22 protein-coding genes are annotated in these 21,478 nt (G+C 38.7%); 10 read left to right on the forward strand and 12 right to left on the reverse strand.

Annotated elements, in window-relative coordinates; all coding sequences use genetic code 11:
* Positions 1 to 6: 6 nt before the first annotated feature.
* Positions 7 to 837, reverse strand: coding sequence for a D-amino-acid transaminase (gene dat / locus IC619_RS10215; protein ID WP_191139868.1), 831 nt, complete (start codon positions 835 to 837; stop codon positions 7 to 9).
* A gap of 129 nt (positions 838 to 966) precedes the next feature.
* Complete coding sequence (locus IC619_RS10220) at positions 967 to 1,683, reverse strand: GDSL-type esterase/lipase family protein (RefSeq protein ID WP_191139867.1); 717 nt, start codon at positions 1,681 to 1,683, stop codon at positions 967 to 969.
* Positions 1,684 to 1,748: 65 nt separating this feature from the next.
* On the opposite strand from IC619_RS10220, the gene IC619_RS10225 reads away from it, so the two are divergent.
* A complete protein-coding gene (locus IC619_RS10225) occupies positions 1,749 to 2,477 on the forward strand; it encodes a metallophosphoesterase (RefSeq protein ID WP_191139866.1) in 729 nt (242 codons plus the stop codon).
* 173 nt (positions 2,478 to 2,650) lie between these two features.
* Positions 2,651 to 3,409 carry a YheC/YheD family protein gene (locus tag IC619_RS10230; RefSeq protein WP_191139865.1) on the forward strand — a complete coding sequence of 253 codons (759 nt, stop codon included), beginning with the start codon at positions 2,651 to 2,653 and terminating at the stop codon, positions 3,407 to 3,409.
* A 74-nt stretch (positions 3,410 to 3,483) separates the two neighbouring features.
* On the opposite strand, the gene IC619_RS17220 is transcribed toward IC619_RS10230, so the two are convergent.
* A complete protein-coding gene (locus IC619_RS17220) occupies positions 3,484 to 3,777 on the reverse strand; it encodes a DivIVA domain-containing protein (RefSeq protein ID WP_191139864.1) in 294 nt (97 codons plus the stop codon).
* A gap of 123 nt (positions 3,778 to 3,900) precedes the next feature.
* Complete coding sequence (hutH, locus tag IC619_RS10240) at positions 3,901 to 5,433, reverse strand: histidine ammonia-lyase (protein ID WP_191139863.1); 1,533 nt, start codon at positions 5,431 to 5,433, stop codon at positions 3,901 to 3,903.
* 287 nt (positions 5,434 to 5,720) lie between these two features.
* Here hutH and IC619_RS10245 point away from each other — a divergent pair, with 287 nt between their 5' ends.
* The 4 genes from IC619_RS10245 to IC619_RS10260 all read left to right on the forward strand — a co-directional run bounded on the left by IC619_RS10245 (position 5,721) and on the right by IC619_RS10260 (position 8,601).
* Positions 5,721 to 6,239 carry a hypothetical protein gene (locus tag IC619_RS10245; RefSeq protein ID WP_213260881.1) on the forward strand — a complete coding sequence of 173 codons (519 nt, stop codon included), beginning with the start codon at positions 5,721 to 5,723 and terminating at the stop codon, positions 6,237 to 6,239.
* A 273-nt stretch (positions 6,240 to 6,512) separates the two neighbouring features.
* Positions 6,513 to 7,073 carry an NADPH-dependent FMN reductase gene (locus IC619_RS10250; RefSeq protein ID WP_191139861.1) on the forward strand — a complete coding sequence of 187 codons (561 nt, stop codon included), beginning with the start codon at positions 6,513 to 6,515 and terminating at the stop codon, positions 7,071 to 7,073.
* A gap of 56 nt (positions 7,074 to 7,129) precedes the next feature.
* A complete protein-coding gene (gene mntR, locus IC619_RS10255; protein WP_191139961.1) occupies positions 7,130 to 7,561 on the forward strand; it encodes a transcriptional regulator MntR in 432 nt (143 codons plus the stop codon).
* Between the two features lie 32 nt (positions 7,562 to 7,593).
* On the forward strand, positions 7,594 to 8,601 hold the full coding sequence (locus IC619_RS10260; RefSeq protein WP_191139860.1) for a patatin-like phospholipase family protein: 1,008 nt from the start codon (positions 7,594 to 7,596) through the stop codon (positions 8,599 to 8,601).
* A gap of 14 nt (positions 8,602 to 8,615) precedes the next feature.
* Here the strand turns inward: IC619_RS10260 and IC619_RS10265 are convergent, their stop codons facing one another.
* A complete protein-coding gene (locus tag IC619_RS10265) occupies positions 8,616 to 8,894 on the reverse strand; it encodes a hypothetical protein (protein ID WP_191139859.1) in 279 nt (92 codons plus the stop codon).
* A gap of 29 nt (positions 8,895 to 8,923) precedes the next feature.
* Positions 8,924 to 9,880 carry a DUF1385 domain-containing protein gene (locus IC619_RS10270; RefSeq protein ID WP_191139858.1) on the reverse strand — a complete coding sequence of 319 codons (957 nt, stop codon included), beginning with the start codon at positions 9,878 to 9,880 and terminating at the stop codon, positions 8,924 to 8,926.
* 104 nt (positions 9,881 to 9,984) lie between these two features.
* Between IC619_RS10270 and aroQ the strand changes: the two genes are divergently transcribed.
* The 4 genes from aroQ (at position 9,985) to IC619_RS10290 (ending at position 13,295) form a co-directional block, all read left to right on the forward strand.
* On the forward strand, positions 9,985 to 10,431 hold the full coding sequence (gene aroQ, locus IC619_RS10275) for a type II 3-dehydroquinate dehydratase (RefSeq protein WP_191139857.1): 447 nt from the start codon (positions 9,985 to 9,987) through the stop codon (positions 10,429 to 10,431).
* A 3-nt stretch (positions 10,432 to 10,434) separates the two neighbouring features.
* Complete coding sequence (locus tag IC619_RS10280) at positions 10,435 to 11,502, forward strand: M24 family metallopeptidase (protein ID WP_191139960.1); 1,068 nt, start codon at positions 10,435 to 10,437, stop codon at positions 11,500 to 11,502.
* 17 nt (positions 11,503 to 11,519) lie between these two features.
* Positions 11,520 to 12,077, forward strand: coding sequence for an elongation factor P (gene efp, locus IC619_RS10285; RefSeq protein ID WP_191139856.1), 558 nt, complete (start codon positions 11,520 to 11,522; stop codon positions 12,075 to 12,077).
* Positions 12,078 to 12,155: 78 nt separating this feature from the next.
* Positions 12,156 to 13,295 (forward strand): conserved virulence factor C family protein, encoded by a 1,140-nt coding sequence (locus IC619_RS10290; protein ID WP_191139855.1) that lies wholly within the window; start codon positions 12,156 to 12,158, stop codon positions 13,293 to 13,295.
* 217 nt (positions 13,296 to 13,512) lie between these two features.
* Here the strand turns inward: IC619_RS10290 and IC619_RS10295 are convergent, their stop codons facing one another.
* The 6 genes from IC619_RS10295 to IC619_RS10320 all read right to left on the reverse strand — a co-directional run bounded on the left by IC619_RS10295 (position 13,513) and on the right by IC619_RS10320 (position 21,138).
* Positions 13,513 to 13,872, reverse strand: coding sequence for a DUF948 domain-containing protein (locus IC619_RS10295; protein WP_191139854.1), 360 nt, complete (start codon positions 13,870 to 13,872; stop codon positions 13,513 to 13,515).
* Between the two features lie 195 nt (positions 13,873 to 14,067).
* Positions 14,068 to 15,600, reverse strand: coding sequence for an aldehyde dehydrogenase family protein (locus tag IC619_RS10300; RefSeq protein WP_191139853.1), 1,533 nt, complete (start codon positions 15,598 to 15,600; stop codon positions 14,068 to 14,070).
* Between the two features lie 455 nt (positions 15,601 to 16,055).
* Positions 16,056 to 17,099: a DUF4179 domain-containing protein gene (locus tag IC619_RS10305; RefSeq protein WP_191139852.1), complete on the reverse strand. Its 1,044-nt coding sequence runs from the start codon at positions 17,097 to 17,099 to the stop codon at positions 16,056 to 16,058.
* Positions 17,093 to 17,659 (reverse strand): sigma-70 family RNA polymerase sigma factor, encoded by a 567-nt coding sequence (locus IC619_RS10310; RefSeq protein ID WP_191139851.1) that lies wholly within the window; start codon positions 17,657 to 17,659, stop codon positions 17,093 to 17,095. The genes IC619_RS10305 and IC619_RS10310 overlap by 7 nt, the downstream gene beginning before the upstream one ends.
* Before the next feature lie 355 nt (positions 17,660 to 18,014).
* Entirely contained in the window at positions 18,015 to 18,230 is a 216-nt protein-coding gene (locus tag IC619_RS10315; RefSeq protein WP_191139850.1) for a hypothetical protein, read from the reverse strand.
* Positions 18,231 to 18,711: 481 nt separating this feature from the next.
* On the reverse strand, positions 18,712 to 21,138 hold the full coding sequence (locus tag IC619_RS10320) for a golvesin C-terminal-like domain-containing protein (RefSeq protein WP_191139849.1): 2,427 nt from the start codon (positions 21,136 to 21,138) through the stop codon (positions 18,712 to 18,714).
* Between the last annotated feature and the right edge of the window lie 340 nt (positions 21,139 to 21,478).

The following is a 21,478-nucleotide window of genomic DNA, read 5'->3' on the forward strand; positions in this document are numbered from 1 at the left end:
TTAGGCTCATTTACCAATCAGATGTTCAAAAGCTTCTTGTAATTGCTTCGTCATGATACCCGGCCGGCCTGTACCTACTTTTTTATCATTAATTTGTACAATCGGACATATTTCCATATTGGTGCTGGTCATAAAGCATTCTTCTGCAGATTCTAAAGCATTTTCTGAAATCGCACTTTCTTTAGTAGAAATACACAACTTATCGGCTAAGTTTAACACAATTGAACGAGTCACACCGTTTAATATTAGGTGATTAGCAGGGTGTGTGTATAGGGTTTGATTGTGTACGACGAAAATGTTGGTTGAACTTCCTTCAGTAACATAGCCATCTCTTATGAGAATGGCTTCTTGTGCTTCACGTTCGATCGCTTCTTGCTTAGCTAAGCAAGCACCTAGTAAATTTAAACTTTTAATGTCACACCGTAGCCAGCGGATATCAGGGGTTGTAATGGCACAAACACCTTCATTCAAAGCGGAAATGGGTCGGTTCGTATTTTGGGGATAAGCGATGACAACGGGTTGGATCGTACCAGGAAACGCATGACTACGTGGAGCGACCCCGCGACTGATCTGTAGATAAATATTTCCGGTCTCTAACTGGGCTTGTTCGATAAGTTGCAATAATAACTGCTTTAATTGTTGAATGGGGTAAGGAAGCTCTATTTTAATGGCTGTACTACTTCGTACAAAACGATCTAAATGTGCATCTAAATAAAAAGGCTTTTTATTATAGATACGAATGACTTCATATACGCCATCCCCAAACTGATAAGCGCGATCTTCAATATCTATATTTACCGCACTTCTTTTTTTGATTTGATCATGATAAAGAAGCATACTTCAACCTTCTTTCTATTTTACGTATACGCTAAAATAAACATGCAGGGAGTAGATCAGTGGTGTCGACTAACCAAACTACACGATGCCCGGATTAACATACATAAAAAGGCAAGTTGTGACCTCATTTTATGATGAATAGAGATCACAATTGGTTTGTTTGGTCATTCCATCCTTATTACGGTAAGTTTGCCAAACCTCCTTGGCGATTACATAGTGTCCTTTAGGATTAGGATGGATGGGGTTACTACGCAAAAAAGGAATCATCTGGTGTGTATGTCCATCCTTATAGCCATGTATATAGTCGGCTTCATGATGTGAAAACTTGGTAAAGAGATTGACAAGTGGAAAAGAAAAATGAGAAGCTGTGGTTGCAATGACTTGATTATAGGATATCACAAAGTGTGTAGCGATGGGGTCACTTGGATAGGGATTATAGAGATTGAGCAAATAGAGGGGTGTTTGGGTATAATGTTGAACCAGTCGAATAATAGCTGTATAAGATTGAAGAAATTCAGCTAAAATCTCATCTAGTGTGGATGGGTCTTTCGTAAAATATCGATATTTGAAAAAACCGAGTGCTAGATCGTTCCCTCCGATACATAGTGTGATTAAATTGGACTGGGAAAATATTTTTCTTTTATTGGGCAAATGTCGTAGCGCAAAATATAAGTTTGGTGTTTGCCAACCTTTACGGGAGACACGAAATAGGTTTACTGTGGTATTTAGATAAGTTGACATATGTGAACTTAATAATTGCGGGAAGCTTTTACCAGGGGCTGCACCGACACCTGCCGTGATAGAATCCCCCAATGCTGTATAATAAATAGGAATCCCCCCTCTCACTTTCCTTATCAGTATGTAAAAGAAAGTGATTTGGCGAGGGCGATAGGTTAAGGGCGTGAACATGAATGACTATTTTTGCACTTAGTGATCCACATTTATCATTTAATAAAGCTGTGAACCTTTATAATGTTGATCCAAGTAAAGATATTGACAAACCGATGGATATTTTTGGATGGGATAAACATTATGATCAGATCAGAGATCATTGGCTGGATGTCGTAAAAGAGGAAGATACTGTATTAATACCAGGGGATATTAGCTGGGCTATGAAAATAGAAAAAGCTATCCACGATTTTAAATGGATCAACCAATTACCGGGGCGCAAGATTATGTCACCAGGAAATCATTGTTACTATGCGCATAGTAAGAAAAAAATACGTGATGCGCTGCCACCAAACATGGAATGGATTGATGCGGACTATACAATCGTAGAAGGACGTATCATTGCGGGTACTCGCGGATGGAATCTTCCTGGCGATCGTTTTTATAAAGAAGAAGACGATCGTAAAATTTATGAAAGGCAAATAGGGAGACTTCGGATTGCGCTACAAGAGGCAACAAAAAAACATCCGGGTTCTGAAAAATGGGTGATGTTACATTATCCTCCAATAACGAAAAGGGCCACAGAGTCTGGATTCATGGATGTGATGAAGGAATTTGGTGTCACATTATGTGTTTATGGACATTTACACGGAAAAGCGATATATGATGCCATTCAGGGTAATGTAGATGGGGTTGAGTTAAAGCTTGTGGCATGTGATGCGATTGGATTCCGACCTTTACACCTGGAATAAGGCTGTATTAAGCCTCTTGATTGGCATGAAAGGCGGCTCTGCCACAACCAGGAAGGTATTTTCTTATTTTAGATATTCAATATACTGAGGATATGGTACATATTTGGAACGCTATATTTCTAGTGAGAATAAAGTGGTGGTGTAAGCTTCGTAATTGAGAGAGGAGGCCTACAATGAGGAGCGCGATTAGCAAACTAGCAAATACTGCTTTATTCGCACAGCATCCTATCCTTAAATATCACTTACCTGAAACGCGTCTTTTGACTCAGGAAACGTTTATCTATATGGTTCGTAAGTATCCATTTCTATATCTCAAGCCGGACGATTCTTGTCAAGGAAAAGGGATATTTCAATTAAATAGTTTGCAAGGACATGGTTTTCAATTGATTTCAAATGATTTTCAAAAAGCGACTGTCCATCATAAGTTAACAAAAGCTTTCGATCAATTTTTGCATCTTAAAATGAAACGTCCGTATATTATTCAACAAGGAGTTCGGAGCTATACTTTAAACCAGTCTTTATTTGATATTCGGGTGCATTTAATGCGTATCGAAGGGGACTGGAAAGCTTTAGGTTTAGTAGGGAGAATTGCTGAAAAAGAAGAGATTGTTACAAATACTTGTACACGTAAAGGTTACAAGCCTGTTCAATATTTATTTACGAAATTGCTTGGTTATACCCAAAAGCAATCAGAAATCAAAAAACAGCAGGTATCCCAAATTGCAAGACTTGCGAGTTTTGTGATGAGTAGTAAGCATCGTACGTGGCATGAACTAGGAATTGATATTGGTGTAGATCATGATAGACATATATGGATTTATGAATCTAATGTAACACCAGATACGAGAGTACTAAACTTATTAAATGAAAAATTGTTTCATAAAGTAAATCGCTTACGTGCAATTTATCACGGGAATAAACAGTATGGTTGAAACAGCCTCACGATCGTAGCGCGAGGCTGGGGAAAGGTACAACCTATCAGAGGAAACGTATGAAGTTGACAATGCTATCTGTAATATTTTGAATTTAACCCTTTAAAATTTTGTCCTAGCTGTTCAACTTGAGTACGTAATAATTGATTTTCTTCGCGTAATTGCTGCATATCAAAAGCTAACTGTTCGAGTAAATGATGAATAGTAGTAATATCGGATGTTTTAGACTTTTTTGATAATAAATCCTCATACTCACTATAATCTTGTATGATGAGATCTAGAAATTCATTGACTTCATCTATATCAAAACCTCTTACGGCCCGTTTAAAATCTTTTACATGAATATCCTGTGGTCTTAGTCTCGGCATATAGAGAACCTCCCTACTATATAAATGATTATATACAGTATAATAGTTGATATCGTTATCGTAAACCGAAAAATGAAATAAATTAAAGCCCCTTACTACGAATTGTACAAGGGGCTTACAGCGCTATAGTTTAATATTTGTGTGGGATTGAACACGATTAACTAATTCACCACTCTGAATCAGCTGTTTGGCAATTTCAATATCAAGATACCCTTCACGGTCAGATTCTAGTGGTGTAAGCTTTTCACGGAGGAGATTATAAGCTACTTGAGCTCCTTTTCCAGGCAGCTTAGACGCAAATTCAAGTGCTTGGGCAGCACAAACATATTCGATCGCAAGCACGTGTAATACATTTCCCATAATGGATAAGCATTTGCGAGCACCAATTGATCCCATGCTAACATGGTCTTCCTGATTAGCAGATGATGGAATGGAATCAACTGAAGCAGGATGTGCAAGTGTTTTATTTTCTGATACGAGTGATGCTGCCGTATACTGTAAAATCATATAGCCAGAATGAAGACCTCCCCGTTTGGTTAAAAAAGCGGGTAAACCACTTAGTTGTGGATTTACGAGTCTTTCAATACGACGTTCGGAAATATTGGCCATTTCAGCCATAGCGATCGAGAGAAAGTCAACAGCTAAAGCAATCGGTTGTCCATGAAAGTTACCTCCGGAAACAACTTGATCCTCCTCACTGAAAATCAAAGGGTTATCAGTAGCTGCATTCATTTCCCGTTCTAATATATGAGAGACATAGTGATAGGCATCCTTGGACGCGCCATGAACTTGTGGTACGCATCGGAGACTATAGGCATCTTGAACACGTTTTTCACCTTGTTCAGTAGTCAATGCACTGCCTTCTAAAAGATTCATCATGTTAGCGGCAGTGGTGATTTGACCGACTTGCCCTCTAACTTGGTGCAGTTTTGAGTAGTAGGCCTTAGGTATTCCTTCTAAAGCCTCTACGGTCATCGCAGCTAATATATCTGCTGTAAAAAGGAGGTTTCTAGCTGATAAAACAGATTGTATGCCTAAGCTGGTCATCATTTGTGTTCCATTGATTAGGGCTAATCCTTCCTTAGCATCTAGTGTGACGGTGGGAATAGCGAGTGTCTTCAGAATTTGATTTGTAGGTTGTCGTATTCCTTGATATGTCACTTCGCCTAACCCAAGTAAAGGTAAGCACATATGGGCAAGTGGAGCGAGGTCACCACTTGCTCCTAACGAGCCTTGAGCTGGGATGATGGGATGAACACCATGATTTAAAAGTGTGACCAAAGTATTTAACGTATTCGCTTTTATGCCGGAATATCCTTTTGCTAATGCATTGATACGTAGCAACATCATACCCCGTACGGTTTCTTCCGCTAACGGTTCACCAACCCCACAAGCATGACTAATGATGAGATTGGACTGTAGTTCTGCGGTTTGTTCAGATTGAATCACAATGTCGCTAAACTTACCAAATCCAGTTGTAATACCATATACTGTTTTCTCTTCTTGTACTAGTTTTTCTACATATTTACGAGATTCATTGATTTTTTTATAAGCAGATTCGCTAATCTGGACTTTCCTATAATCATATACGACGGACTGAAACTGTTCATATGTTAACTGATTTCCTGTGATTTCGATTGTATAATGATTACCCATTTAATACTTTCCCCTTTTATTTAATTAGAGAATGAAAAGAAGGGAGAGGCAACTTGTTTGCCCCTCCCTTCTTCATCATAACCATTTCAGATTTAGCTCTATACATGTTTAACGATTATATGAGATTCATTCCACAATAGTCTATCATTTTCTAGTGAACCAAATCAATGTGATATGAATATATTATAAGGATTGAGGAGATCTTGTGCATCTTTTTTTATCGGTAAGAATGGGACAAACTAGAGGCAAAAGATCAGAAGAGGATGAAAAATGGAAGGGAGAAAGCCATGGCTTGTTCTGGAATCAACTTGATAAAAAATGGGGGATTTACAACCGGTTTGAAAGGTTGGCAAGGTAAGCATATATATTTGGTTCCCAATCCGCTGAGAGCTTCTGACCAAGCTGTTCTTATGGGCTATAACAGTGTGAGGAGTTATATTCGACAAAAAGTTCGTGTTCGCAAAAAATTAGAAAGTCAGTGTAATTACTATCTTTATTTTCGTTTATTAAATATCTCCAATAAAAGTGAACCTGCGCTACTTTATGCCACTGTAGCATATTGGAGCCCGGACAACAGACCACTTCGTGCAACTCCGTTGATTTTAAAACCACCTAAAACCACTTCTTGGTTTCAGTATTTTTCCATCATTCCAGCACCACCACCACAACCAGTCAAATTAGTTACCGTTCACTTTACACTGGTGAGGGGTACACTCTTTTTAGACTATCTTCGCCTTGCATCTCACCCTATTTTATCGGTAAATCAGGTAGTTGAGGAGAAACTTTTCTCTGTTGCAGAGGGATGATCGATTTGATCTTATCAGGTGGAGGCTATACTCCACCTGAATCTTGCTGGGACAGTTGAAGTTTAAACGCGTTAATCTGTATCCAAAAGCTCTTAGCCAGAATATACAACTAGAAATGGTTCATAAAATAAGATATAATTTATTATGCGAATTTGTAACGGTATACATGAGCAGTAGTGTTGATGAGTCAACATACACGACGGTCAAATGGAACAATCAGCCAAATCTACACGTCTCATACATAAGTGTTATCAATACAGGAGGGCTATTTAGATGAAAATTTTAGCGATCGCTGGTAGTTTAAGTGAGCCATCTACCACGTCTATGGCATTAAATATTGTGGTACAGCGTGCGCGAAAAGTGGGTGCAGACGTAGAAGTATATGATTTGCGACATGCTCCTTTACCACTCTATGATGGACGAATTACTGAATCTAAATTACCCTCTGAGGTGCATCTTTTTAAGAAAAAGATGCTAGAAGCAGATGGATATATATTGGCATCGCCTGAATACCATGGCAGTGTTTCTGGCGTGCTCAAAAATGCACTTGATTTTATTGGCGCTCGTGAATTGTCAGGGAAATATGTTGCCTTACTAGGTACTTCTGGTGGTGCAATGGGTGCGACGAACACACTAAATACGCTTAATATCATATGTCGAACACTACATGCGTGGCCGCTACCCTCAATGCCTTCCGTTCCTCAGGCTTATCAAGCTTTTTATGAAAATGGTTCTTTAAAAGATAAAAATCTTCAAAAGCGTCTTGAAGTTTTGGGAGAAGAATTGGTTGCAAACTTGCGCCTGAGAGGATCAAGAAAGCGCTTCGATTCATGAAAATAGGATAAAATAAAAGCATAATGTAGAGATGCTTTAGATAGGGGGAGTCACTCATTCCAACACCAAGCATGGAGGATTATTTAGAAAATATCTATAAGTTAATTGAACAAAAAGGGTATGCACGTGTCTCGGATATTGCGCATGCATTGGAAGTCCATCCTTCTTCTGTAACCAAAATGGTGCAAAAACTAGATCAAAGTAATTATCTCATATATGAGAAATATAGAGGTTTAGTTTTGACTAGTAAAGGGGAAAGTATAGGGAAGCGTCTTGTAGATCGACATCATCTACTAGAAGATTTTCTAAGCTTAATCGGTGTAGATGAAGATCAGATCTATGAAGATGTGGAAGGCATAGAACATCATCTTAGCTGGGATTCCATTGATCGTATTGAAAAATTAGTATCTTTTCTACAAGCTAATCCAAAAATTGTTACACAACTCCAATCTATAGAAACCGAAAAAACAGACCCTGAATTGACCTAACTCTTGGACCTGCCTTCCAGGAGTTTTTTATTTTGGGTTGCATATACTCAATAAAAGAGAATCGTGACCCAATGAAAGGAGTGGTCAAAATTTGGGCTGATGCTGTTTTTGAAGGAGGAGGAATTAAGGGTATTGGCTTGGTTGGCGCTTTATGTGTGGCGGAATCGAAAGGTTATCGCTGGAAAAAAATTGCAGGTACTTCAGCCGGCTCTATGATCGCAGCTTTACTTGCTGCTGGTTTTAAGGCTGATGAGTTGTATGAATTACTCATAAAACAAAATTTTATGGATTTTGTTACACCGCATTGGTATGACAAAATACCTTATTTGGTTCCAAGCACCAGGCTTTGGTTTAAAAAAGGGATGCATTCAGGGCATGCGCTTGAAAAGTGGCTTGAAGACAAATTAGCTGAAAAAGGAGTTCGGACATTTGGTGATTTAGAAGGGAAAACTGAACTTCAAATCATTGCTTCAGACATTTCACGCAGTCGTCTACTTGTGCTACCTGAAGATCTTGTACAATATGGTATTGAACCCAAGCAATTTTCCATTGCACGTGTGGTTCGGATGAGTAGTAGTATTCCATTCTTTTATGAGCCAGTGAAATTAATGCATCAAGCTTCAAAGTCGTACTCCTATATTGTAGATGGTGCGATGTTAAGTAACTTTCCAGTATGGATTTTTGACCGCCCAGAGCCGCGATGGCCTACTTTTGGATTTCGATTGGGAGGTGGCTCGAGCGAGACCGTTCGAGCTATACGCAACCCTTTTAGTATGCTGAGATCAATTTTTTTCACCATGATGGATGCACATGATAATCGCTATATTATAGGTAATGAAGAAATTCGGACGATTCAAGTACCTCCACTCCACATTCGACTTACTGATTTTGACCTAAGTGTTGAAGACAAAGAAAAGCTGTTTCAATCTGGCGTAAAGGCAGGGGAAAAATTCTTTGATAATTGGGACTATAATATCTATTTAAAGGTGAGAGAATTGAAGCAACAAGTGCAGGTGCAAATACGCGCACAAAAAAAATAGCTCCTTAATAGGGGCTATTTTTTTCCATCTATGACACGGAAGTTTCGCTTATTGGTATCTGTGTGGCGCTTTCGCGCTTTCGTTTTGGCATTAGGTGAAGGATTCCGATAGTTAGTGGATGTATATCGTACCATCCATGAAGGTGGGTGCTTATAAAAATAAATCACAATACCAATGAGCAGAAGTGGGATTAAAATCGAAAAGGGTGAACGAAAAAGCTGTGTGATGAATCCAATGGCAATTAAAATGAGTATCACATAATGCCATGGACGAGAGAAACGCAAACCAGTCAAAACAGCCACCTCCTTTCCTATTTTTTAGTTCAAAAAGATTCAACGACCGGCTTTTGTTTGTTATTCACAGCCGAAGGGGATGTAGCTTCTAATTCGAGTAAACGGTTAAAGGAAACAATCGCCACTTCAATTTGAGCAGGAGTTGGTTCTTTTGTAGTTAGTTTTTGTAACCATAACCCAGGGTATCCTAGCCATTTCAATACTGGGATGTCACGCATCGCATTCGTTGCACGCAATACCTCATAGGAAAGACCGATTACGACAGGAATGAGTAAGATGCGGTTTGTCAAGCGTTCCCAAATATTATCAAAAGGGAAAAAGGAATAAAGCACAACACCTACGATAACCGATAAAATAATAAAGCTACTTCCACATCGATAATGTAACCGAGACTGTCTTTGTATATTTTCTACTGTTAATTCTTCCCTATTTTCGTATGCGGTAATCACTTTATGTTCTGCACCATGATATTGAAAAACGCGTTTGATTAATGGAGTGAGGGAGATTGCCCACAAATAGGTAAATAACAACAAGGTTTTAATTACACCTTCTACTAAGCTTTGAATAAAAAAACTTTGTACATTTGTTCCCAGTATCAAATGAGCAAGGGCAGCAGGGACACCTGTAAAGATTACTTTTCCAGCAATAAGGGAAAGAATACCTACTATAGCAACGCCTAGAATCATTTGTAATTTCGACTCTGCTTGGGGTTTTTCACCCTCTTCTATGTGGTCTAACTCATATTGGTCACTTGCGAATTGCATGTGCTTTGCTCCATAAGCGCTAGATTCAATTAAAGCAGTCAACCCTCGTAATAAAGGAATTTTCTTTAACATCTGAATCCAAGGATAGGAAGCTTTTTGTAGTTCATATGTTTCAATTTGGCCATCTTTTCGCCTTACAGCTGTTACTTGGGAGTGGTTTCCCCCAAACATGACTCCTTCAATAACCGCTTGACCACCAAATATTTTACTCTGATTAGACAAATTGATCGGGCACCACCTTTATCAAATACATAACATCTCTTTATTCTATCATAAATGGATTAAATTATGGTACAATGGCGAAGGAATGTAGGAGGGCTAATGGCATGAAAATTTTGGTTTTAAATGGGCCAAATTTAAATCGGTTAGGTCGGCGTGAACCAGAGGTTTATGGCAATACAACCTTAGATGCATTACATGAACACTTAATCCAATATGGAAAAACACTTGGTTATGAAGTAGATTGTCAGCAGAGTAATATCGAAGGTGAATTGATAAATACTATTCATGAGGCGGAAGATAAATTTCATTACATCGTTTTGAATCCGGGCGCATTTACCCATTACAGTTATGCGATACGTGATGCAATTGCATCTGTCACAACTCCTGTTATCGAAGTACATATTTCCCATGTTTATACTAGAGAGCGCTTTAGACATACTTCTGTAATCGCACCAGTTTGTATTGGGCAAATTACGGGATTTGGCGTCCATTCTTATGACTTAGCATTACAAGCAATCGGACATATAGGTGATAGTGAAAGGATGAAATAAATGATACACAGGCTACAACAACTACGTTCCAACATGAAAGAGCAAGCGATTGAAGCGCTACTCATTACCAATCCAACCAATCGAAAATATATATCAGGGTTTACAGGATCTTCTGGTCTTATTCTCATTACGGAAACAGAAAATATTTTAATTACGGATTTTCGTTATGTATCTCAGGTAAAAACCCAGTCTCCACATTATAAAATGATTCAGCACACAGGGCCTATTTTAGATTCAGTGGTATCGGAGTGTAGACGGATGGGCATTCAGACCGTCACATTTGAACAAGATCACATTACATTTGCTATTTATCAAGATCTACAAAAGAAATTAGGTTCTGTTAAACTGGAACCAAGTAGTGGATGCATCGAATTATTACGGATGCAAAAAGATGATGCAGAATTGGCTATTATGCAAGAAGCAGCGCGTATTGCCGATACAGCTTTTTCCAACATTCTTAACGTAATTAAACCTGGAATGAAGGAAAAAGAAATTGCACTACAATTAGAAATTGATATGCGTCGTATGGGAGCTTCTTCCTCTTCATTTGATATCATCGTCGCATCTGGTGAGCGATCAGCCCTTCCGCACGGGACAGCAAGTGATAAGGTTTTGGCCAAAGGTGAACTCGTAACGATGGATTTTGGTGCTTATTATAAGGGTTATGCATCCGATATTACACGAACGATTATGCTTGGAAAACCAAATGAGAAGCAAAAAGAAATTTATGATATTGTATTAGAGGCAGGAAATCGTACAATTGAGGCACTTCGACCTGGTATAACCGGAAAAGAAGCAGATGCAGTGGCGCGTGACTATATCTCAGCACATGGATATGGTGAATATTTTGGTCACAGTACAGGACATGGATTAGGCTTAGATGTCCACGAAGCGCCTGGATTATCTACCAAAGGCAACATTACACTGCAACCAGGTATGGTTGTAACTGTAGAACCAGGCATTTATTTACCTACTGTAGGTGGCGTTCGTATTGAAGATGACGTTGTAATCACTGCAGAGGGACATCACGTGTTAACACATAGTACAAAAGAACTTATCATGATTGATTAATCTGGAGGAACAAAACGATGATTAGTGTAAACGACTTTCGCACGGGACTTACCATTGAGCTAGATCAAGATGTATGGCAAGTGATTGAATTTCAACACGTAAAACCTGGAAAAGGAGCTGCTTTTGTTCGTTCCAAATTGCGCAATTTACGTAGCGGCAATATACAGGAACGTACTTTCCGTGCAGGAGAAAAAGTGGCACGCGCATTAGTTGAAACCCGCCAAATGCAATATTTGTATGAAAGTGGTGGAGAGTATACCTTCATGGACAACGAAACCTATGATCAAATCAACTTGCAAGGAGATCGTCTTGAATATGAACTCAACTTTTTGCAAGAGAATATGAATGTTTCTATCGTCACATTCAAAGGAGAAACATTAGGGGTTCAGTTGCCTAACACAGTTGAATTAGAGGTAGTGGAGACGGATCCTGGTATTCGCGGGGATACGGCAACCGGTGGGAATAAACCAGCTAAACTTTCTACCGGATTTGTCGTCCAAGTGCCACTCTTTATTAATGTTGGAGATCATTTGGTCGTAGATACTCGAAACGGTCAATATGTATCTCGTGCTTAGATTGTTGTTTTACAAAAACTTACCTCTGAAGAGATGACTTCAGAGGTTTTTTATCATCAATATGAAAGGAGAATGAAGATGAAAATATTATCGATTGAACCAACACCAAGTCCTAATGTCATGAAATTAAACTTAGATAGCACCTTAGCAGAAGGTGAAAGTTATAATTTCATGAAAAATGAAGCGGTAGATGCCCCGCAACATTTACAAGCTTTACTTCGGATTGAGGGTGTAAAAAGTGCTTTTCAAGTACTCGATTTTATCGCTTTAGAGCGCCATCCCAAAGCGAAATGGCAAACGGTCTTAGCAGAAGCACGTCGCGCATTAGGTGAGGAACAATCACCTATAGCGGTGGAAAAAGCAGAAGAAATGGTTCATGCCGATGAGTACAAAGAAGTGAATGTATCCATCCAAAAGATAAAAGGAATACCGATCCAAATTAAATTAATGAAAAATGATGAAGAAAAGCGAATTGGACTACCAGACCGGTTTAGACAAGCCGTTATGGACGTGCAAAACAAAGTTTCTAATTTGGTCTTCGAGCGTAAGTGGGAAGAAGAGAGCGCCCGTTATGGAGATTTAACATCGGTAGGTGACGCGGTTTTAGAAGAAATATCTGCAGCATATGATGAGGTGCGATTACAGCAGTTGGTAGATCAAGCTGACGTTTCAGCTGAACAGCAACTTTCACTTTCAATGAATGAAGTACTAACCGCATTACATGCACCAGATTGGGAAACGAGATTTGCGGCCCTTGAGCAACTGGAGCCGACGATCAGTAGTATGTCTATCATAGAAAAAGCACTAACGGATGATAAAACAGCTATTCGTCGCTTGGCAGTCGTATATCTAGGCTTTATCGGCGAAGAGCATGTAAAAGAAATTTTACCGCTCTTATACCAAGCGTTGAAAGATGCCTCAGCTATGGTACGTCGTACAGCTGGAGACACCTTATCTGACTTAGGTGACCCAGAGGCCATTGTAGCGATGTGTGAAGCGCTGTCTGACAAAAACAAATTAGTTCGGTGGCGTGCAGCTAGATTTTTATATGAGGTAGGGGATGAACAAGCGATTCCTGCATTGCAACAAGCCATTGATGATCCCGAATTTGAAGTGAGCTTACAAGCAAAAATTGCATTAGAGCGAATTGAAAAAGGTGAAGAAGCAAGTGGGACGGTCTGGCAACAAATGACCAAGCGAATGGCAGAAGATCAATAAGGTCATCTTTTTTAATTGGGATGTAGCATCGGGGGATCAGATGGAGAATCTACTCCACCTGATTAAAGGCTCCATTCTAGAAGTGAAGGTCTGAACCCATCCTAAAGTTCAAATGATATACTGGTGCGAGTCGGACTTCTGGAATGAGATCATCAAGCCAATGTTGGAGCTAATGCTGTAATCGAAATGTAAGGCAAGGTAGTTTAAGGAGAATAAGTTAGTCTCGTGTACCAATTTTAATGTTAGGCTGATTGGATTGGCTAGTGGTAACTTGATTTGATTTGTTTGTAAGAGTACTTGATAATTCTTCCAGACCTTTTCCGACATGATTAACAGCATTAAATAACGCATCAGTTTTATGGCTCTTTTCTCGCATATCAGCCAAAAGCATATTTGCTTCTCCAACAGATTCTTTTGTTTCTCCTAAAACATCATTAATCTGAGGCTTAACATCCGTTACTGTACGATCGATCTTTTCTAAAATTCCTTTCACTTGTCTTAATGTACGAATGATAACCATTACCAAGATGACAAAAGTGACTGCTGCAATTGCAATACTAATTTGTAAAACCACCATTTTACCCCCTTATCATGAAGAAATCTGTGATGACCTATCTTGTAATATGTATTCCTCTTATGAATTGAATAGTAATAAATGGAGGGCCAAACAGACAAAAAAGATGCGATGGCACTTGCCATCGCAAAAGATCACCAATTGGTGAATCATCTCAAGTTGGGATCATCGTACTCTAAAGCTACAATCTTGCATTTTTTAAAATAGCCCCATTGGATTTTTATCATAGGAGATCAACATGTTTTTGGTTTGGCGATAGTGATCCAACATCATTTTATGTGTTTCACGGCCGATTCCGGATTGCTTGTATCCACCAAATGCGGCGTGTGCAGGATAAAGATGATAGCAGTTGACCCAAATGCGTCCGGCATCAATAGAGCGAGCTATCTGGTAGGCTTGATGCATATCGCGTGTCCAAAGACCAGCTCCGAGGCCAAATTGCGTATCGTTGGCAATCGCTTTAAGCTCTTCTTCATCTTTAAATGTGGTAACGGCAACAACGGGTCCAAATATTTCTTCTTGAAAAATTTGCATATGATTTTTGCCAGCAAAAACGGTAGGTTCGATGTAGAAACCATCGGGGTGAAATTCATTTTGATAGGGTTTTCCGCCGGTAAGGCAAGTTGCTTTTTCGGCTGTGCCAATATCAAGATATCTGCAAATTTTGTCGTATTGTTCTTGTGAAGCTTGTGCACCCATCATGGTATCTAGTGCGAGTGGGTCTCCCATTTTAATTTGTTTGACACGATCGAGTGCAAGACTCATAAATTCATCATAGATTGATTCTTCAATTAAGGCACGAGATGGACAAGAACAAACTTCACCCTGATTAAGTGCGAATAACGTGAATCCTTCAATCGCTTTCTCAAGAAATGCATCATCTTTCCGAAGAACGCTGGCTGTGAAAATATTAGGTGACTTTCCACCTAGTTCAAGTGTAACGGGTTTGATATATTCTGAAGCATACTGCATGATATATCGTCCTGTACTGGTTTCACCTGTGAAGGCAATTTTATCTACTAGAGGGGAGCGAGCTAGTGGTTTTCCAACTTCAGGCCCAAAGCCATTTACAATATTTAAGATCCCAGCAGGTAATAAATCGGCAATGAGTTCAGCAAAAAGCATGACAGTTATAGGGGTTTGTTCCGCTGGTTTTAGTATGACGCAATTTCCAGCTGCGAGGGCAGGCGCAATTTTCCATGCTGTAAGGAGCAAGGGGAAGTTCCAAGGAATAATTTGAGCAATCACTCCGATAGGCTCTTTAATGTGGAGTGAGAGCGTATGTTGGTCAAGTTCACTAGCACTTCCTTCTTCACTTCGTATCACGCCTGCAAAATAGCGAAAATGATCAATGGCTAGTGGCAGATCGGCATGTAGTGTTTCTCGAATTGGTTTTCCATTGTCCCATGTTTCTGAAAGTGCAAATTTTTCCTTCTCTTTTTCTAAGCGATCGGCGATGGTTAAGAGAATTTGACTTCTCTCCGTTGCAGAAGTACAACTCCATTTTGCTTTCGCTTCTTGTGCTTTTGCTAAAGCAAGATCGATATCTTCTTTAGTAGACCGGGCTACTTTAGCAAAGGCTTGCCCCGTGACGGGTGAGATGCTGTCAAAGTATTCCCCAGATATAGGTGCTATCCAGTCACCGCCTATAAAATTATCATATTTAGCTTTGTAAGTCAGAATGCTTCCCTCTGTATTAGGAGCTTTGTAACCAGAAGTCGTTCTAGGCATACTCATAACCTCCCATAGTTATATTTCTGATTTCTGTAAAATAAAAAACTATTTTAACGGGATGTTGGTACAAATTCATTATAAAACAAGTATAAGTAAAATAATACCTTTTCACCTAATTAATTACATAATGTATAAACAACGATATTTACAAAAAACGTAGCGTGAAATTGATGCATAAGGAAAGCAAAGGTTTTTTAGCAGGAATCTTAGACAAATATGAAGAAGAGTGGTGTTATGCTGAATATAGGGAGCGAACTAAAGATGTGCTTATTACACAGTGATCCGCCAGGGAAGTAGAACGTTTTAGCGGATCAAGCATCATGCTAAACGAATAAAAGTCTTATTTAAAGAAAAAAACCGCTAGGCTGTATAACTAGGCGGTTTTTTCTTTACGATATGGTACAAGGTAGTAAATTTTTATGTTCTTGTGGGCACTAACTAAAATGCTTATTTTATTTCTTTAGGGGTACCTTAAAGGTAACTTCTTTAGAGGAATCATCTGGACTATAAGCTTTAATGGTGATCTGATCAGGTATTTCTTTCATAGGTGGGAATGAACTACGACTCGTCGTAAGCTCTTGGCCATTTCCAATATCCTTTTTACCTCCTGCAACACCTTCATCTGCACCCACTTCTAAAATACTAAATAGTAGCGTTCCAGATCCTTTTTTCATAGTCGTTTCCGTTATCAATTCGATTCCCGTAGGTGAGAAATTAACACTTTTGATGCATATTTCTCCACCGAAAGCTTCTTTTTTAAAGGAGGGTGTAAAGGTTTGGACCATGCCTTTTTCTTTAACCTTTTCCTTTGTGACTGGAATTCTCAGCTTCCAATCTCCTTTTACACCTCGAATTTCAGAAACGCTCACTTCTACATCAAACTGGTCTTCTTTCGGAAAAGCCATTGGATAGATATATAGATTCCCTTCATATTGACGCGGGCCTTTTTTCTTATACTTTTCGTCAAAACCTCCACGTACATTGGAATCATTAAAGAGAAACTCTGTCATTTTAGTGTGACTTCCTATCAGCATAGAGCGTTCGTCCCATTGGTCACTTTTTCTTTCTAAGTTTGTTGGACCGTGATTGTATAAGGTATAAGCAATTGATAGGTTACTGCCATCATAGTATGCACTAGTTAACGTAACTTCGATATCATTTGATAGAACTGTTTTTTGATATTCTTGGGTAAGCCCTAGTTGTTTTGCTTTATCTAAGCCGATATCAGACTGAAAGCCTTCATATATGAATCCAATAAAGGGTAGCTTTTGTAATACTTCGGCCATAGTGGGTGAAAAGAAACTCCCTCCAAGAAATAAGATAATAGCAGCAACGGAGCTAACGATGTACATCGCGATCCGTTTTCGCCTTTTTTCCTTATAAAAATGGGTATCATGTAAGATACGTGTTCGAACCTTCTGATGCAAAGTATCTGGTGGATGAACATTCACAGTTTCGCGGAATAGATTTTTTATATGTTTTTCTTCTTTTAGCATACGCTGATCCCACCTTTGTCGAAATCATTGAACAACTTACGTAGATGCTTCAAAGCTAGATGATGTCTAGATTTAACGGTTCCAATTGGGATGTCTAGAACACTGGCAATATCTTTCTGGGAATATTCATAGAAATAATATAGCACTAAAACTTCTTTTAGTTTATAGGACATATTTTCTAGAAGTGAGAGAAGTAGCTGTTTATTCTCATCTTTTAGAAGATCATCATCTATAGAATCGAACTGCTCTGTTTCGAGTATCATTTTTTTACGAAACAACTGCATTCGTTTCCATGCCTTGCGTTTCCAATTCTTCACTTGACGAAACACTAGTCCGTTTAGCCAGTGAGGGAAGGGTAGGGATTCATTGTAATTATGAATCGATTTCCAAACTTGATAGTAAATTTCACTTACAATATCATCTACTTCCTGCTTATTAGATGCGAGAATGTAAACGGTATGATAAACATCTTTAATTGTAGCTGAATACAACTCATCAAAAGCGCGGATATCTTGCTTTTTTAATCGTTGTATAACTTCAGTTGAAATCATTGTCTTCATAAAAGCCCCCCTCTAATTAACTCTTTATATACTATTGGAACCTTTTATAAAAAAGGTTCACTAAAATGATGATCAATCTAAAACCCGATGGATGGCAGGTAATCAAGTAGGTGGTTAATTTTTTTAAAATACTTATCGTTAAAAAATAAACCACCTACTTCGTTTGCATAAAGTGGGTGGCTAGCCGAGAAGTATATATTTAGAATCAAGCGTGTTGATTTTCATGGTTTTTCTGTACTTTACGCTACATACACTTGCGCAACTTCCTATCGGTCAAACTTTGTACCTTCGTCAAGTAGCGATAGAGGGGCAACTCCGCTCCAAATTGGATCGTTACTGCCACTGTGAGAAGCGTTTATTCTCCACCACCACCACCATCGCTACCACTATTGTCTCCACCTCCACGATCAAAACTTCCTTCATTACTGCCTTCATAGCTACCAGAAAAACCATTCATTTTTTTCGTGTCCTGTTCACAAGAACTACTAAGTGCAACAATGATGCCAATCGCGAGTGTAACCAAGATTGCTTTTTGTACATGTGTATATGTCCGGGATAAAGCTTGTATCATTTGAATCATACTCCTTTGCAATCAGTCATAGGGGTTTTAAACCAATAATATTTTAATTCTTAATATTTCTATATATTTATTTTATATCAATCATCGTGATACAATCAACAGTTTTGTCATATTTGTAGGTTCAGTAAAAGTGGATCATATTGTTCATTGCGGTACACAGTGCTGTCCATTATTCCAAGTGAGGGAATACGTTTTGAGCGAAGGGGTCTGTCGAATGTAAATGGGGAGCAAAATACAATACGATTAAACGGAAAAATAATATGAATCAACATACTTGGGATTTGATCCAGCCATTTTTCTTTTTACGCGAGCATCGTGACAAACTTTGACCACGAAGTAGTCGTCATGGATTTCGCCAACCTGTGATTCTCTCAGTAATAATAGGTAAATATTGCCAATTGTAAGCGTGTAGAACGATTCAATGAAAAATAAATCGAACTCCCCCTTCTTATATAGAGAAGGGGGAGTTCGATTATTCACTCTGATATTCGATTCGAATCGCATCTGCGATAACATATCCATTAGCTAGGTCTGATTGAACAATCTTGTTTGTGCCGCTTTTGAAATTGTAAGAGCCAATATCGACCCAAGTTTGCCCATTAACCTGTTGATTTACGGTTTTGGTAGTTGTAGAACTGTTCGCATAAACGGTATAAGGAGCATTCGTAGCGCGATCCGATGCAGCCGGATAATAGACTGAAACTTTATATCTTCCTTCTTCAGGAATGTTGAAATTCCATGTGAAAGTGTCAGCACCAGAACCCTTGGCATTTGGCTGATAATTAATACCATAGTAGCCAGCTACATTAGTCGATAATCCCCAATTTCCTTTAGTGGAATGCGTGGGATCCATGTTATCCAGTGTTATGACTTTCGGAAAATCTTTTACTTTTTCGATTCGAATCGCATCTGCGATAACATACCCATTAGCTAGATCGGACTGAACAATCTTGTTTGTTCCGTTCTTAAAATGATATGAGCCGATATCGACCCAAGTAGAACCTTTGGTCTGTTGATTGACAAATTTAGTAGTTGTAGATCCATTAGAATGTACGGTATAAGGGGCATTCGTAGCACGGTCAGGTGCAGCTGGATAATAGACTGAAACTTTGTACCTACCTTCTGCGGGGATATTGAAATTCCATGTGAAAGTGTCAGCACCAGAACCGCTAGCATTCGGTTGATAATTACTACCGTAATAACCAGCTACGTTCGTGGAAAGTGGCCACGTACCGATTTTTGAATGACTTGAATCTGTATTATCCAAGGTGATCACTTCAGGAGTCGTTTCTTTTATTTTTTCGATCTGTATGGCATCTGCGATAACATATCCATTTGCCAAGTCGGAGAGTACAATTTTGTTTGTACCGCTTTTGAAATTGTAAGAGCCAATATCGACCCAAGATTGCCCATTGATTTGTTGGTTGACCGTTTTGGTGGTAGTCGAACCATTGGCATAAATGGTGTAAGGGGCATTTGTGGCCCGGTCTGATCCTGAGGTATAGAATACTTTCACACGATATGTACCATCAGTGGGCACATTGAAGTTCCATGTAAACGTATCGGAACCAGAACCCGCAGCATTCGGCTGATAATTCACACCATAATACCCTGATACGCTATGTGAAAGGTTCCAAATACCTTGAAATTGATTGGTAGGAGCTGCATTATCCACTGTCACCACATCTGGATTTGGTTGTTCATAGGCGGGGAGGTTTAACAGTTCATCGATCGTTACCAATTCATAACCTTCATTTTCTAAATATGAAATGATTTCTGGAAGAGCTTGGACGGTCGCTTCGCGATTGCCCCCACCATCATGCTGTAAAATAATACTTCCGGATTGACTTTGATCTTTCACGCTATCCATAATGTTTTGAACGGTTCTTCCACTTCTCCAATCTTCCGTATCAACATCCCAATTTATCAACTCATAACCTTGTTGTTCAATGGTATCTTCTATACCGCTCACAGCACCATAAGGCGGGCGCAATAGTTTTGCTTTTTTTCCGATTAAAGATTCAATTTTAATATTGGTGTGGGTAAGTTGTTGTCTAATCTGGTCAGTAGTGAGGTTGGTAAGTTGAGGGTGATCCCATGTATGGCTTGCTACGGTATGCCCTTCATTATAGATTCGTTTGACGAGATCAGGATAAGATTCTGCTTTTTCACCTAATATAAAGAAAGTTGCAGGTATATCTTCAGTTTTTAAAATATCTAATATTCGGCCTGTGTATTCTGCGTGAGGACCATCATCAAAGGTGAGCGCCACTTTTTTTGCGGTGCGAGGACCATTGTAATGAACAGGTTGTACAACATCGTTTTTGGGTGCTTGTTTCACCTTGTTTTTCTGATTTTCCATCATATATTGTTCATAATGATGTTCGTCTTCTTGATGTGTACTAGGGTTTAATTGCTCTAAACGAAGGGCATCAACACTAACGGAACCATTTGCTTGGTTAGTTTGTACAATTGTATTTAGACCTTGCTTAAATTCAAAACTTCCTATATCGACCCATGAATTGCCTTTATTTTGTTGATTCACATGTTTGGTAATCATACCGTTATTGGCATAAATGTAGTATGGAGCATTCGTAGCACGATCTTTTTCGGATGAATAACGGACATATATACGATATTTACCATTTTCAGGTAGATCAAATTTCCATTTAAATTGAGCTGTCGCTTTTTGTGCATTGCCTTTGTGAATAAGGTGATCGAACCGATAAAATGACTTTTCGTTCTGAACGGTTTGCCATTTTCCAGTATACTGATGTTGTTTATCTGCATTATCCAAAGTAATATACGTTGGATATGCTGTTTTAGCTAACGATGGGGCAGGGATCATCGTGACACAAAATGTTAAAACGATCAACGCCATTAATAATATCTTTTTCATTATATTTCTCCTTTTATATATATTTACAAATCACAAATTAGAAATATGATTTGTAAATGTATTATACATCAAAATTAAAAAATATTAATGGTTTTTATAATGAGTCATTTGAATACTCCTTACGATTTCTATCGCTTCTACCCGCAATGTTTCAAATAAGGGTGTTATCAAGATTTTTTGTATTATGTAAAATACACAATTTGTCAATAAATGATTAAGCCGAACAATCCGTAACGTTAATGTGGTGAAGGAGAAATATAATTCCTCAAAACATGGGGCAAATCTATGGATGTACTAATAAATTTTTAAACTGTATTTGACAAATGTTCAGTTTTGAAAT

The sequence above is a fragment of the Polycladospora coralii genome (assembly GCF_014773435.2).
Classification (GTDB): Bacteria; Bacillota; Bacilli; order Thermoactinomycetales; family Thermoactinomycetaceae; genus Polycladospora; species Polycladospora coralii.

Coding starts and splice junctions, on each gene's coding strand:
- dat (WP_191139868.1), bottom strand. CDS start 837: ATGCTTCTTTATCATGATCAAATCAAAAAAAGAAGTGCGGTAAATATA.
- IC619_RS10225 (WP_191139866.1), top strand. CDS start 1,749: ATGACTATTTTTGCACTTAGTGATCCACATTTATCATTTAATAAAGCT.
- IC619_RS10230 (WP_191139865.1), top strand. CDS start 2,651: ATGAGGAGCGCGATTAGCAAACTAGCAAATACTGCTTTATTCGCACAG.
- IC619_RS17220 (WP_191139864.1), bottom strand. CDS start 3,777: ATGCCGAGACTAAGACCACAGGATATTCATGTAAAAGATTTTAAACGG.
- hutH (WP_191139863.1), bottom strand. CDS start 5,433: ATGGGTAATCATTATACAATCGAAATCACAGGAAATCAGTTAACATAT.
- IC619_RS10245 (WP_213260881.1), top strand. CDS start 5,721: ATGGCTTGTTCTGGAATCAACTTGATAAAAAATGGGGGATTTACAACC.
- IC619_RS10250 (WP_191139861.1), top strand. CDS start 6,513: ATGAAAATTTTAGCGATCGCTGGTAGTTTAAGTGAGCCATCTACCACG.
- aroQ (WP_191139857.1), top strand. CDS start 9,985: ATGAAAATTTTGGTTTTAAATGGGCCAAATTTAAATCGGTTAGGTCGG.
- efp (WP_191139856.1), top strand. CDS start 11,520: ATGATTAGTGTAAACGACTTTCGCACGGGACTTACCATTGAGCTAGAT.
- IC619_RS10290 (WP_191139855.1), top strand. CDS start 12,156: ATGAAAATATTATCGATTGAACCAACACCAAGTCCTAATGTCATGAAA.
- IC619_RS10295 (WP_191139854.1), bottom strand. CDS start 13,872: ATGGTGGTTTTACAAATTAGTATTGCAATTGCAGCAGTCACTTTTGTC.
- IC619_RS10300 (WP_191139853.1), bottom strand. CDS start 15,600: ATGCCTAGAACGACTTCTGGTTACAAAGCTCCTAATACAGAGGGAAGC.
- IC619_RS10305 (WP_191139852.1), bottom strand. CDS start 17,099: ATGCTAAAAGAAGAAAAACATATAAAAAATCTATTCCGCGAAACTGTG.
- IC619_RS10310 (WP_191139851.1), bottom strand. CDS start 17,659: ATGAAGACAATGATTTCAACTGAAGTTATACAACGATTAAAAAAGCAA.
- IC619_RS10315 (WP_191139850.1), bottom strand. CDS start 18,230: ATGATACAAGCTTTATCCCGGACATATACACATGTACAAAAAGCAATC.
- IC619_RS10320 (WP_191139849.1), bottom strand. CDS start 21,138: ATGAAAAAGATATTATTAATGGCGTTGATCGTTTTAACATTTTGTGTC.